General features: G+C 64.0%; 13 protein-coding genes. 6 read left to right on the forward strand and 7 right to left on the reverse strand.

Features of this window, described 5'->3' with window-relative positions; translation table 11 throughout:
- Window positions 1–29: 29 nt before the first annotated feature.
- The 7 genes from scpB to MTR64_RS07960 all read right to left on the reverse strand — a co-directional run bounded on the left by scpB (window position 30) and on the right by MTR64_RS07960 (window position 7684).
- Complete coding sequence (scpB, locus tag MTR64_RS07930) at window positions 30–617, reverse strand: SMC-Scp complex subunit ScpB (RefSeq protein ID WP_243992801.1); 588 nt, start codon at window positions 615–617, stop codon at window positions 30–32.
- A 74-nt stretch (window positions 618–691) separates the two neighbouring features.
- Window positions 692–1507, reverse strand: coding sequence for a segregation and condensation protein A (locus tag MTR64_RS07935; protein WP_243992572.1), 816 nt, complete (start codon window positions 1505–1507; stop codon window positions 692–694).
- 3 nt (window positions 1508–1510) lie between these two features.
- Complete coding sequence (gene nagZ, locus MTR64_RS07940) at window positions 1511–2524, reverse strand: beta-N-acetylhexosaminidase (protein ID WP_243992574.1); 1014 nt, start codon at window positions 2522–2524, stop codon at window positions 1511–1513.
- A gap of 99 nt (window positions 2525–2623) precedes the next feature.
- Window positions 2624–3661: an SPOR domain-containing protein gene (locus tag MTR64_RS07945; RefSeq protein WP_243992576.1), complete on the reverse strand. Its 1038-nt coding sequence runs from the start codon at window positions 3659–3661 to the stop codon at window positions 2624–2626.
- 2 nt (window positions 3662–3663) lie between these two features.
- Window positions 3664–5409 carry an arginine--tRNA ligase gene (argS, locus tag MTR64_RS07950; RefSeq protein WP_243992578.1) on the reverse strand — a complete coding sequence of 582 codons (1746 nt, stop codon included), beginning with the start codon at window positions 5407–5409 and terminating at the stop codon, window positions 3664–3666.
- Window positions 5410–5650: 241 nt separating this feature from the next.
- A complete protein-coding gene (locus MTR64_RS07955; protein ID WP_243992580.1) occupies window positions 5651–7063 on the reverse strand; it encodes a hypothetical protein in 1413 nt (470 codons plus the stop codon).
- A gap of 375 nt (window positions 7064–7438) precedes the next feature.
- On the reverse strand, window positions 7439–7684 hold the full coding sequence (locus tag MTR64_RS07960; protein ID WP_243992582.1) for a hypothetical protein: 246 nt from the start codon (window positions 7682–7684) through the stop codon (window positions 7439–7441).
- 273 nt (window positions 7685–7957) lie between these two features.
- On the opposite strand from MTR64_RS07960, the gene miaB reads away from it, so the two are divergent.
- The 6 genes from miaB (at window position 7958) to MTR64_RS07990 (ending at window position 13243) form a co-directional block, all read left to right on the forward strand.
- Window positions 7958–9292 (forward strand): tRNA (N6-isopentenyl adenosine(37)-C2)-methylthiotransferase MiaB, encoded by a 1335-nt coding sequence (miaB, locus tag MTR64_RS07965; RefSeq protein WP_243992584.1) that lies wholly within the window; start codon window positions 7958–7960, stop codon window positions 9290–9292.
- Between the two features lie 98 nt (window positions 9293–9390).
- A complete protein-coding gene (locus tag MTR64_RS07970; RefSeq protein ID WP_243992587.1) occupies window positions 9391–10410 on the forward strand; it encodes a PhoH family protein in 1020 nt (339 codons plus the stop codon).
- Between the two features lie 101 nt (window positions 10411–10511).
- The gene (locus MTR64_RS07975) at window positions 10512–10772 is read left to right on the forward strand and encodes a hypothetical protein (RefSeq protein ID WP_243992589.1); all 261 of its coding nucleotides are present in this window, start codon (window positions 10512–10514) and stop codon (window positions 10770–10772) included.
- Window positions 10773–10855: 83 nt separating this feature from the next.
- Window positions 10856–11347, forward strand: coding sequence for an rRNA maturation RNase YbeY (ybeY, locus tag MTR64_RS07980; protein ID WP_243992804.1), 492 nt, complete (start codon window positions 10856–10858; stop codon window positions 11345–11347).
- Between the two features lie 23 nt (window positions 11348–11370).
- The gene (locus tag MTR64_RS07985) at window positions 11371–12291 is read left to right on the forward strand and encodes a hemolysin family protein (RefSeq protein WP_243992591.1); all 921 of its coding nucleotides are present in this window, start codon (window positions 11371–11373) and stop codon (window positions 12289–12291) included.
- A gap of 67 nt (window positions 12292–12358) precedes the next feature.
- Window positions 12359–13243, forward strand: a complete 885-nt coding sequence (locus tag MTR64_RS07990; RefSeq protein ID WP_243992593.1) for a LysR substrate-binding domain-containing protein — start codon at window positions 12359–12361, stop codon at window positions 13241–13243.
- The last annotated feature ends 58 nt before the right edge of the window (window positions 13244–13301 follow it).

Below are 13301 nucleotides of genomic sequence, written 5' to 3' on the forward strand. Positions count from 1 at the left end.
GAACCGATTCAGGGCGCCACCCGGCTCATCTAGGAGCTTTCCCCCGAACTTGCCAGTCTGTCATCGTAAAGACCCGGACCTGTCACCCCGCTGTCATGCCCGTGTTCGCCTGCCGGACTTCCGGGATTGAGCGCGGTCTCGATCATCTCGTCGTCTACCGGATCGAGCAATCCGGCGGCACGCAATTCATCGATGCCCGGCAACTCCTTCAGAGACTTGAGGCCAAAGTGCGCCAGGAAGTCCGGCGTCGTCGCATAGATAACGGGACGGCCGGGCACTTCGCGCCGACCGGCCACCCGAACCCAGCCCGCCTCCATCAGTACGTCAAGCGTGCCCTTGGCCGTCTGCACGCCGCGAATCGCCTCGATCTCGGCGCGGCTGACGGGTTCGTGATAGGCGACGATTGCCAGAACCTCGGTCGCCGCGCGCGACAGGCGCCGCGGCTCTTCCTTCTCGCGGCGCAACAGGTGGGCGAGATCGGGCGCCGTTTCGAAGTGCCAGCGCTTGCCGCGCTCGACGAGGCGAATGCCCCGCCGCTCGTAATGCCGTTGCAACTCAGCCAGCGCCGGGCGCACATCCGCCTGCCCCAGATGAGCGGCGATCTGCTCGACAGACATGGGCTGCTCGGACGCAAACAGCGTGGCCTCCACGGCGCGCACCAGATCATCGGGGCTGGCCGCATCCTCCGGCGTCACCGCTTCACTGCCTTCAGCCGCAGCGGCCCGAACGTCTCTTCCTGCGCCAGTTGCGCCTTGCCGGTGCGTGCCAGCTCCAGCGCGGCGACGAAGCTGGACGCAAGCGCCGACTTGCGCAGTTGCGGATTGGCCCAGCTGTCATGCGCGGGCGGCAGGAAGTCCCGCAGGTCCATCCAGTCCAGCGCCACGCCCAGCATCGAGGAGACGCGCTGGATCGCGCTGTCGAGCGTCATCACCATACGTTCGCGCACCATGTGGACCACCGGCTCGCTGCGAACCTTCACGTCGCCATAGGCCCGGATCAGGTCGAACCATTCGCATTGCCACAAGTGCTTGCGGTCGACCCGCAGCCCTTCCGGCGCCCCGCGCACGAAGACATCGCGCCCCAAGCGGTCGCGTCCCATCAGGCGTGCCGCCGCCTCGCGCATAGCGCCGAGACGCTGGAGGCGCAGTTGCAGGCGCAGCGCCAGTTCCTCCGGGCTCGGGTCCTCCTGTTCTTCCCTGGGCAGGAGCAGCGCGGACTTGAGGTAGGCCAGCCACGCCGCCATCACCAGATAGTCCGCCGCCAGCTCCAGCCGCAGCGCCTCGGCCTGATCGATATAGGTCAGGTACTGGTCGACAAGCTCGAGGATCGAGATCCTGCGCAAGTCCACCTTCTGCCGCCGGGCCAGATCGAGCAGCAGGTCGAGCGGGCCTTCCCAGCCGTCGATTTCCAGATAGAGCGCTTCGTTGCGGTCCTCGCCCGCCGCAGCGCCGTCCCATTCAGCCTCAGCGGCCTCCGGCGGTCCAGGAATGTCGCCGGTCAGGTCCATCGCTCAAGCCACGCCTTGCGCCAGAAGGGCATCGCGCCGCGCTACAAGTTCGGCCCGGTCGCCCGCCTCACCGCCAACGCCTGTCGCCGTAAGCGCCCGCTGCAGCCGCTGCCCGGTCTCCTCGCTCATATCCGGCAAGGCACTGGCGATGCCGACCATGTCATCCATCTTGGCCCAGCAGTTCAGCGCGATGTCGCAACCCGCCGCGAGCGCCCGGGCCGCCCGTTCGGGTACCGAGCCCGCAAGCGCTTCCATGTCGAGATCGTCGGTCAGCAAGAGGCCGGAAAAGCCGATGCGCTTGCGGATCACTTCGCCGACCACGAAGGGCGACAGAGTCCCCGGCAGCTCATCGTCCCAGGCTGTGTAGCGCACGTGCGCGGTCATCCCCACGGGAGCATCGGCCAGTGCGCGAAATGGCTGGAGGTCGAGTTCCAGTTCCTCTGCGCTCGCTGTTACTGTGGGCAGTTCCTTGTGGCTGTCAGCCATGGCCCGGCCATGCCCCGGCATATGCTTGATGCAGCCCACCACACCCGCCCGCGCCAATCCCGCCAGCGCCGCGCGGCCCAGCGCGGCCACGCGCATTGGCTCGAAACCGAAGGCCCGGTCACCAATCACGTCGTGCGCACCGGGCTGGCGCAGGTCGAGCGAGGGATAGCAGTCCGCAGTGATCCCCACTTCGGCAAGATCCAACCCCAACGCCTCGGCATTGGCCCGCACGGCCTCGATCGCGGAGGCAGGCGCGATCCCGTAAAGCCGGTCGAACGCCTCACCGGCGGGATAGGCCGGCCAGACCGGCGGTTTCATCCGCGCAACGCGCCCACCTTCCTGATCGATGCAGATGTAGAGGTGATCACGCCCGTGAATGGCCTTGAGATCATCGGTCAAAGCCCGAAGCTGGTCGCGGCTTTCGACATTGCGGCCAAACACGATGTATCCGGCCGGATCGGCGTCGCGGAAGAACGCCCGTTCATCGTCAGTCAGCGTCAGGCCGGAAAGGCCGAAAATCGCGGGTACCATTGCGATTTGGTCGCAGAAATCCGCGAAGTCCGCAAGGAACGGCCGCGTGAGGCATGTGCAAAACCCGGGGGACTGCGGGGGCAGTCAGCCCCCTGCCCTTCAGTTCTTGACCTGGCAGCTCAGCCCGGCGTCCTTCATGCCACTGCACAGCGCCTTGGCTGCGGCGAGATTACCCGGCACCGCCTGCAGGCGATAAACCGTGCCGATGTCCGCCTGGCCCTGCAGAATGCGGTGAGACACATCGCCCAGCGCCGGGTACTGCGACTTGAGCGCATTCCAGCCGGCCTCAGCCGATTTCCGCGTCGAATAGGCCCCTACCTGCACGCCGACCCCGCCGGACGGCGCGGCGGCTTCCGATGGCTTGGCTTCAGGCCGGCTATCCGGCTTGCCGACGGTTTCGAATCCCGGCTTCGCCGCTTCGGGCTTGTCCTCGATCTGCGGAGGCCGGGCCTGCCCTTCGGCAACCGCGAAGCTGGTATCGCCGGTTCCGGCCACAACTTCACCGCCCGGATTTTCCGGCTTGGTCTTGTACGGCTCCTTGGGCGCGGCAATCACGCCTCCATCAGCCACAAGCGGCTGGTCCGGCTTGTCGCGCATGACCCAGAACAGGCCGCCAACGATCACGCCGATAGCTACAAGCCCGAGCACGACGAGCATCAGCCCCTGGCCGATCCCCGGCCCGCCATTATCCTCGAACTCTTCATCGTCGCCTTCCAGCCAGGGCAGGGTAACGCTATCGTCCCCGAGCTCCAGTTGCGGCGGCTGCTCGAACCCGGTGTCGGACTCAGTGCCGGACTCAGTGGACGAATCAAACGGCAACGGCTCAACGGATGTCTCGGAAGCCGGAGCTTCAAAGGTGGCCGGCTCATAACTCACGGGCGCCGGTTCGAACGGAGCCGGATCATACTGGGGAGACCCGAACTGCTGCTGATCATTCTGCTGCGGATCATATTGCTGCTGATCATATTGCTGCTGATCATATTGCGGCGGATCATATTGCGGCGGATCAAACGGGGGCGGGCTGAACGGAGGCGGATCATATTGGGGCGTACCAAACTGCGGTTCGGTCGAACCGTTCTGTCCGCTGAAATTGGGATCACCGTTGAGGTCTTCCCGACCCGTGTCCGAGATCGCCATAATTACATTTCCTCCACAGCCTCGACCCCGAGCAGCGCCAGCCCGTTGCGGACAAGCTGCCCGATTTGCACGGCAAGGAAAAGCCGCGCGCCGGTCTGAATAGCGTCAGCATGGTTAATAAACCGCTTCTCGACGCGATCATTGCCCAGATTCCAGTACCCGTGGAAGGCCGCGGCGAGGTCATGGAGGAAGAAGGCGATGCGGTGCGGCTCACGCGCTGCAGCGGCAGCTTCGACGATACGCGGGAACTGCGCGCCGAGCTTCACCAGCTCCAGTTCCTCTTCGCCGAGCAGCTCCAGATGCTCTGCCGACGGTACGAACCCTTCAGCGGCAGCCTTGCGCAGCGTCGAGCAGACGCGGGCATGGGCATACTGTACGTAGAACACCGGATTGTCCTTCGAAGCCTCGACCACCTTGTCGAAATCGAAGTCCATCTGCGCGTCGGGCTTGCGGGTGAGCATGGTGAAACGCACCACGTCCTTGCCCACCATCTCGACGACATCGGCCAGCGTCACGAAAGTGCCCGCGCGCTTGCTCATCTTGAACGGCTGGCCGCCCTTGAGCAGCTGGACCATCTGCACCAGCTTCACCTCGAACGGGGTCGGCTCGCCATCTGCGCCGGTCATGGCGGCGACAGCAGCCTTGATACGCTTGACGGTGCCAGCATGATCCGCGCCCCAGATGTCGACGAGCGCGTCGGCTTCCTGCGCCTTCTGGTAGTGATAGGCGAGGTCGGCGCCGAAATAAGTCCAGCTGCCGTCACTCTTCTTGATCGGACGGTCCTGATCGTCTCCGAACTGGGTGGACTTGAACAGCGGCAGTTCCACCGGCTCCCAGTCCTCGGGCATCTTGCCCTTGGGCGCTTCGAGCACGCCGTCATAGACGAGCCCCTTGGAACGCAGCCATGCCTCCGCCTCGGCCGGCTTGCCCGAAGCCTGCAGTTCGGCTTCGGACGAGAACACCTCGTGCTCGATGCCCAGTCGCGCAAGGTCGGCGCGGATCATGTCCATCATCGCAGCAACGGCCTTTTCCCGGAACAGCACGAGCCATTCCGATTCGGGTGCCTTGGCGTATGTGTCGCCGAATTCACCGGCCAGCGCCTTGCCGACCGGGACCAGATAGTCGCCCGGATAGAGCCCCTCCGGGATCTCCCCCACGGCCTCGCCCAGCGCCTCGCGGTAACGGATGTGCACCGAGCGGGCGAGCACCTGCACCTGCGCGCCAGCGTCGTTGACGTAGTATTCCTTGACCACCTTGTGCCCGGCAAATTCGAGCAGCGTCGCCAGCGCATCGCCAACGACCGCGCCGCGGCAGTGGCCCATGTGCATCGGCCCGGTGGGGTTTGCCGAGACATATTCGACGTTCACGGTCTTGCCGCCGCCCATGGTGGAGCGGCCATAATCGGCGCCCAACGCGGCAATCGCGCCAAGTTCGGCCAGCCAGGCAGCAGGCGCCAGGCGCATGTTGATGAAGCCCGGGCCAGCGATCTCGGCGGACGTCACTTCGTCCAGCTTCGACAGTTCAGCGACCAGCGCCTCGGCCAGATCACGCGGCTTCATGCCCGCCGGCTTGGCCAGCACCATCGCTGCATTGGTCGCCAGATCGCCATGCGAGGGATCGCGCGGCGGCTCGACCGTGACCGCGCTTCGCTTCAGACCGCCCGGCAGCGTACCTGCTGCTTCCAGCGCATCGAGCGCGGCGGAAAGGTGGCCTGCGAAGGCGGCGTAAAGGGTCTGGTTCTCATTCATGGGCGCGCGGATAGCCGAAGTACCCGAAAAGGGGAACAGGCGGCATGATCGTCACAAGGTGACACATCGGTTGACACGCGTGACACGGTCCAGAGGACAAAGTGTCACCTTGCGGCGGATGTGTAGCCTTGCACGGGGTTCGGAGGCATCGGCTCGATGTGATCGCCATGCCCACGAAAGTAACGCGACTGTGTACCTGTAGGAAAGCGGATTGCCTCCCCGCCGAACCGGTCCGGGACGATCAGAAGGCAAGCCATGTGTAAAGCCGGACCGCATCGTTGTCCGAGGCATTGGCCCCGGCACCATCGTAATTGTGCCGCGCGCCGTCGAACCTTCCGTACACCGTGCACTGCAGGCCCACGCGCATATTGAAGCGCGAACCCAGCGGCGAGTTTCCGTTACCCCAAGGACTATAGTCGAGCTCGGCCATCAATCCGTTGCTGTCCGGCTTCCCGTTGCCGCCATAGAGATCGCCGTTCCGGGTGCCGGCAGTGGCAAATGCCCCCAGCGTCGCATCGATGCCATTGTGCCAGGCATAGCTGACGTCACCACGCCATTCGTTCAGGTGATCGTGCGCGCAATCGGGCGCCAAGCCATCGCCGACCAGCGCCAGAGCGCAACTGGCTTGCAGATTGCTCGTTTCATGAACGTAGCGCGCCTGCACCGAGATCGTATCGCCGGACGACAGCACCTTTTGCCAGGACGTATCGAGACCCAGATCCGTATAGTGGTCGCGCAGGCTGGTGCTGCGGTCCCGCCCGGGACTGATCGCAGCCTTGAGAGCGAACGCGCCGGCCTGCAGCGTTCCGCCCGCGGCCTGCCCTTGCCAGGCAAACCGGCCATAGGGCGCAAGACCACGGATGTCGCCGGGATCGCCCGGGTCCGCCCCCAGCCAGTTGAGTGTTCCGGCCGCAGGGCTGGTGTAGGCCCCTGCCTCGGCATAATATTTCTGCCCAACCCAGGCATAGGCGCTGAGCCCCAGGGTGTTCTGCGCCAGTGCATCGTCGATCAGCGGAGCCGCATCGGGCGTGCCCGAAACGGCAGTGTCCGTGTACGGGAAGCCCCAGGCGGGCGTGGTATTCCAGACGTCCTGCACCGTGGGCGAATTATTGAGCGTAAGACCGTAAACCGCGTCGGTACCGAACAGTTTTCCGCGAGTCACCGCCCTGACGTCAAGGTTGTCCCAGGCCCACGCCTCTGCAACGCCATCGTAGGTGATTTGCGCGAAGCTGCCCAGATGCTTGCCCACGCCCCCGGCCACGAAGAGGCTGCCCTGATCGAATGCGAGGTTGTCGTTCCGGTCCAGACCATCCGGCGGTGGAACCTGATCCTTCCTGACATGCGTAAGGGACGCAACCGCCATGGCCGAAAGCGGCACGTTGAACGCCTTCGCCCGCATTGTGTAGCCGCTCAGCTTGAATTCACGCCCTAACGGCGTGAGCTGCGGCCCGAAACCCCCAACATGGCAGGCCTCACATGCCATTCCGGTCTGCTCGGCAAAGGCAGGTACCGCAGCAGCACGGCGTGCGGGAACAACCAGCAGCACCAGTCCCAGCGCAAAGGGCATCGCCAGGGGAGCGAACGGCCGGATGCCGGATCCCGGCTTCGTCCCATGCTGGATTGGCGGCATGCCGCTTGAAAATGGCCGGTCCATGGTGGCCCCTCTTGCCTCGACACAATCAACGGGCGGGGCCCGGCGATTTTCCGCCATCACCCCTTGCTCAGCAGCGACCTTTTTGTGTGTGTCCGCGACGCGAACGCGCGGGCACGGAAGACGACGCTGCCACCAGCCGATATCCTCAGTCGAGGCGAAAATTTTTTGGGGCTTTCCTGAGTGCGTTTGCCGCACTCGGGATTCCGGCATCAGACCACTCTTGGGTGATGCGAAGCCACTCGTTCAGGCCCATGCGCGAGCCGCAAACGAAACAGAATTGCCGCCGAACCGCAGTGCGATGCGGATCGCACCATCCACTCCCGGGAATCATCCCGGCCGGTAATTACAGGTCAGCCGTGATCACCCCGCAACGCGTTAGATCACGTGCAGCCGCTCCACCGTAGCGCTGCCCGGCTTGATTCCGATCAGACTGTCGTGCTCGGCAAAGATGCGTTCGATTTCGCAACGCCTGTCGAAGATGAGCTTGGCGACCCCGGCGGTCATGCCTCCCTCTTCTCCTACGCGTCCGAGAACTCCGGCAAGATCCTCAAGCGTGGCTTTCTCGAGACTGGCGTGCAGTCCGCCCTTGGAATCGCGAAAAGCAGTGCATTGACTAGCCATTGTGCCGCCTCCTCCATTACGCCTGTCGTTTTACAACAACGCAAATGCGACCCGGTTGGTTGCACTCTGAAGGTGCTTTCCTGCCGAAAGATGCGCCTTTGCACGCAAAGCGGCAACTCGGAAAAAACGCCTGTGCTGATGGGGGACATTCCCGGTATCGCAAGGCCGCGAATGCGAGTATGCCGCCGGGCCATCTCCGGCGGCTGCCGCCGGGCAGACCAGCTCCCGTGCACACCCCTTCAAAATCCGCGTAAACGCGTGTACGGGCGCGCGATGCCTGTTACCCAGATTCCCAAGACCTACCGGGTCAAGAGCTTCGGCTGCCAGATGAACGTCTATGACGGCGATCGCATGGCCGAGTTGCTGGCCGAACAGGGCATCAGTCCCGCCCCCGAAGGCGAGGATGCCGATCTTGTCGTGCTCAACACCTGCCACATTCGCGAAAAGGCCGCCGAGAAGGTCTATTCCGACATTGGGCGCCTGCGCCGCGAGGACGGCTCTTCGCCGCTGATCGCCGTCGCCGGGTGCGTCGCGCAGGCCGAAGGCGAGGAGATCATGGCCCGCGCTCCGTCGGTGAAGATGGTCGTCGGGCCGCAGGCCTATCATCGCCTGCCCGAAATGCTGCGCGAAGCCAGCGCGGGCAAACGCGTGACCGATACCGACATGCCCGCCGAGACCAAGTTCGGCGCGCTGCCCAGGCGCCGCCGTTCGGGCCCGACCGCGTTCCTCACCGTGCAGGAAGGCTGCGACAAGTTCTGCACTTATTGCGTGGTGCCCTATACGCGTGGCGCGGAAGTCTCGCGCCCGCACGGCGACCTGATCGATGAGGCGAAGCGGCTGGTCGAGAGCGGCGCGCGCGAGATCACCTTGCTGGGCCAGAACGTCAATGCGTGGACTGGCGAGAATGCCAAGGGCCAGACGATCGGCCTCGACGGGCTGATCCGCGAACTGGCGGGCATCCCGGAACTGGCGCGCATCCGCTATACCACCAGCCACCCCAACGATATGACCGACGGGCTGATCGCCGCGCACGGCGAAATCGCCAAACTGATGCCCTTCCTCCACCTTCCGGTGCAGGCGGGCAACGACCGCGTGCTCAAGGCAATGAATCGCAGCCACACGGTCGACAGCTACCTGCGCATTCTCGAGCAGGTCCGCACCATGCGGCCCGACATCGCGCTTTCGGGCGATTTCATCGTCGGCTTCCCCGGCGAGACCGATGCCGAATTCGAGGACACGCTCAAGCTGGTCGATGCCGTCGGTTATGCCCAGTGCTTCAGCTTCAAGTACTCGCCGCGCCCCGGCACCCCCGCCGCGACCATGGAAGACCAGATCGCGGCATCGGTGATGGACGAGCGCCTGCAGCGCCTGCAGGCCGCGCTCAACCGCGATCAGCTCGCCTTCAACACGGCCAGCGTGGGCAAGACCTGCGACGTGCTGGTCGAACGCAAGGGCAAGCATCCCGGACAGTGGCTCGGTAAATCGCCCTGGCTGCAGTCGGTCCACTTTACCGGCGAGGTGCAAGCTGGCGATCTGGTGCGCGTGGAACTGCTCGAAGCAGGGCCTAACTCGATTTCGGCAAGACTGCTGGAAACCGTGACGGCCTGAGCAGTTATCCACTGCGCTGCGCTGCAACATGTCTTGCACAGGACGATTGCCGTCCTATCTTTCGAATCAGGAACAATTCCTTCGTTCGAAAGGAGCACATGGCCCGAAAAGCAGCCCGTGCCGATAATACGGCGCAGTTCCGCCCCGAGACCCATCGCCGGGCGCGTATCGATGTCGAGTTTGATGAACCGACACTGCTGGGGGCCTTGTTCGGCCAGTTCGATTCCAATCTCGTGCAAGTGGAAAACCGGCTCGGCGTTTATATTTCCGCGCGCGGCAACAAGATTCAGGTGGAAGGGCCCGAAGACGCGGTCGCCCGCACCCGCGATACGCTGAAAGGCATGTATCACCGGCTTGAAATGGGGCAGGATCTCGATTCAGGCGCGATAGAATCATTGATCGCCATGTCGACCGAACCGACCCTTGAAGGCATCATTTCCGGCGATGCAGGCGCACCGCCGATCATGATCCGCACGCGCAAGAAGACCATCGTCCCGCGCTCGGCGACGCAGATCGAATACATGCGCGCGCTATCGAAGGCCGACGTGATCTTCGCGCTCGGCCCGGCGGGCACCGGCAAGACATACCTCGCGGTGGCGCAAGCCGTGAGCCAGCTGATGACCGGCTCGGTCCAGCGCCTGATCCTCTCGCGCCCTGCCGTGGAAGCGGGCGAAAAGCTGGGCTTCCTGCCCGGCGACATGAAGGACAAGGTCGATCCCTACCTGCGCCCGCTCTACGACGCGCTGTACGACTGCATGCCGCCCGAACAAGTGGAGCGGCGCCTTGCGTCGGGCGAAATCGAGATCGCCCCGATCGCCTTCATGCGCGGCCGCACGCTGGCCGATGCCTTCGTCATCCTCGACGAAGCGCAGAACACCACGCGCGAGCAGATGAAGATGTTCCTCACCCGCTTCGGCCAGAACAGCCGCATGGTGATCTGCGGCGACCCGCGGCAGGTCGACATCCCCGGCGGCGACCGCATGAGCGGCCTTGCCGACGCGGTGCAGCGGCTGGAGGGCGTGGACGACATCGCCGTTACCCGCTTCACCGCCGCCGACGTGGTACGCCACCCGATCGTCGGGCGGATCGTTGAGGCTTACGAGGGCAAGGCGGAGTAGCCCCGCCTGAATGGTCCGGGAACCGGCGGTTTCCGGGCGGGCAATCGACGTCTTGCTCTTTCATGCTTTGAATCCAAGTCATGGCAAGATAGGCGCGTCTTATGATGAACATTCCCTGGGATCAGCCCGCAACGCTGATCGATCTGGACGGCAAGACACCGATCATCGGTACGATCTTCGACTGCGTCACGCACTTCTCGCTGTTCAAGCCCTTCGCCAAAGCACAGGCGCGCATCCTGTTGACCCGCCCGGCTTTCCGCCCCGGTCAGAAGACCCGGACGTGGGTTCTCAACCCGAACGAAATCGAAATGCTCGTCGACAAATGGGCCACTGAAATCGCGGAAGCGCTGCAACCCGACTGACGGCTTGGCATTGGACGAGAAATCGGAACCTGGCCGCCAGAGTGGCTCGACTTCGCTCGGCGCGAACGGATAGAATGCCTGCAATGATCCTCGAAATCGACATCGAAGCGCCCTGGCCCGCCGGAACCGACTGGGCCGACCTTGCCGAGGGCGCGCTCGAGGCGCTGCAGCAGGTGGCGCCTGAACTCGGCAACGAGCGCCTGATCGCCAGCGTGCTGTTCACCTCGGATGGCGAAGTTCACACGCTCAACCGCGAATGGCGGGCCAAGGACAAGCCGACGAACGTGCTTTCCTTTCCCATGATGGAACGCGATGACTTGCTTGACCTCGCACCGGATGGCCCGCCCGAAATGCTCGGCGACATTGCCCTCGCCTTCGAGACCTGCGCGCGCGAGGCAGCGGAAAAGGATGTCTCCGTCGAACATCACGCCATCCACCTCATCATTCACGGCCTGCTCCATCTGGCTGGCCACGATCACGAGATTTCCGACGCCGATGCCGAGGCGATGGAGGCGCTCGAAACAAAGGCTCTTGCGATTCTGGGCATTGCCGACCCATATGGGGACCGATCTTAGGCTTCAGGGGATAACCAAGCACGATGGCCGACAATGGCCGCCACACCGAGTCCGGCTCGGGAGACGGGGACAGTAGCAGCACGCTTTTGCGTGTTTTCAAAAGGCTGTTCCATCCCGAAGGCGATCAGTCGCTGCGCGCGCAGATCGAGGAAGTCATCAACGAGCATGAAGGCGAGGCGGACGGCGACGGCCCCGCAAACGGCGACCTTTCGCCGCTGGAACGCCAGATGCTCCGCAACCTGCTGCATTTCAGCGAGCACGATGCCGACGACGTCGCCATCCCGCGCGGCGAGATCATCGCCCTGCCCGCTTCCGCATCATGGGAAGAGGTGGTCGAGGCCTTCGCCGAGCACGGCCATTCGCGCATGCCCGTCTATGGCGATTCGCTCGACGAGGTGAAGGGCATGCTCCACATCAAGGACGTGTTCTCACACCTCGCACGGGGCACCCGTCCGGACGACTGGGGTTCGCTGCTGCGTCAACCCCTCTACGTGCCGCAGTCCCGCGGTGCGCTCGACGTGCTGGCCGACATGCGCGCGCAGCGCACGCATCTGGCCGTCGTGATCGACGAATATACCGGCACCGACGGCATCATCACCATCGAAGATCTCGTCGAGGAAATCGTCGGTGAGATCGAGGACGAGCACGACGATGCGCCCGAGGACCTGCTGGTATCGCTCGAAGACGGCGTGTGGGAAGCCGACGCCCGCGCCGAACTGGATGATGTGGCCGAACGGATCGACCCGCGCCTCGCCGAAGTCGAGGAATCGGTCGACACATTGGGCGGCCTGACTTTCGTGCTGGCGGAGAAAGTGCCGGAAGTCGGGACGATACTCACGCATGACAGCGGCTGGAAAATCGAGGTTATCGACGGGAATGAACGACATGTAACCCGTTTGCGGCTCCATCCGCCACAGCAGGACTTGGAAAACGCCGCGGATTAGCTCACATATGGTTGCATGATCTGCACCGCAGATTGCATATCCAGCAACCGCGACGAAAAGACTGACATTGCCTGTACGCCGACTTCCCCCCCTGCGCGCGCTCGAAGCCTTCGTGCGTGTTGTCCGTCTCGGTTCGGCCAAAGCCGCCGCCAATGAACTGGCTCTCTCGCCTTCAGCGCTCTCGCGCCGTGTCGCCGCGCTGGAAGACTTTACCGGCAAGCGGCTGTTCACGCGCCAGCACCAGTCCATGAAACTGACCGACGAGGGTCAGGCCTTCTACAACGCCATCGGCCCAAAGCTGGAGGAACTGGCAGAAGCGGTGGAGGCGCAGATCGACCGTGGTCAGGTGCTCCGCCTGCATCTGGGCGTGCCATCGCTGTTTGGTGGCCAGCGGCTGTTCCCGCGCCTGCCCGAGCTGCGCAAACTGCACCCGCGCCTGCACATCGACATCGACACTGCGGCCCATTCAGAAGACCGCGTGGGCGACACGCTGGACGCTGCCATAATCCTTTCCAAGGAGCCCGACCCCGCATTTTACCGCATCCAGCTGGACCACAACAAGGTCTACGGCATCGTGTCGCCGGACATGGCTGCCGAGATCGGGCCAGTGCCGGATGAAAAAGCTCTCTCGAAGCAGACGTTCCTGATCCACCAGGACCTGCCCGAGAGCCTTGATGCCTGGAAGAAGGCCATCGGCATGCCGAATCTCGAACCGGCGGCCATAGACAAGTTCGATTCCGGCCAGCTCGTGCTCGAAGCGGCCGCGCAGGGCCTCGGCATCGCGATCATGCACGACGACCACTTCCGCCGCGCGCACGACAACCGCCTGGCCCGGCTGTTCGATATCGATATCGAAAGCCCCTACCGCTACTGGTTCATCTGCAAGCCCAAGGCACTGGAAACGCGCCCCGTGCGCATCTTCCACGAATGGCTGCTGCAGGCTGGACTATAAGCCTTCCAATCGTCCCGGCGGCGCGACGTGATCGCTGCTCTGCCGGCCAGGGTCGACG

The organism is Novosphingobium album (ex Hu et al. 2023), assembly GCF_022832385.1.
Classification (GTDB): domain Bacteria; phylum Pseudomonadota; class Alphaproteobacteria; order Sphingomonadales; family Sphingomonadaceae; genus Novosphingobium; species Novosphingobium album.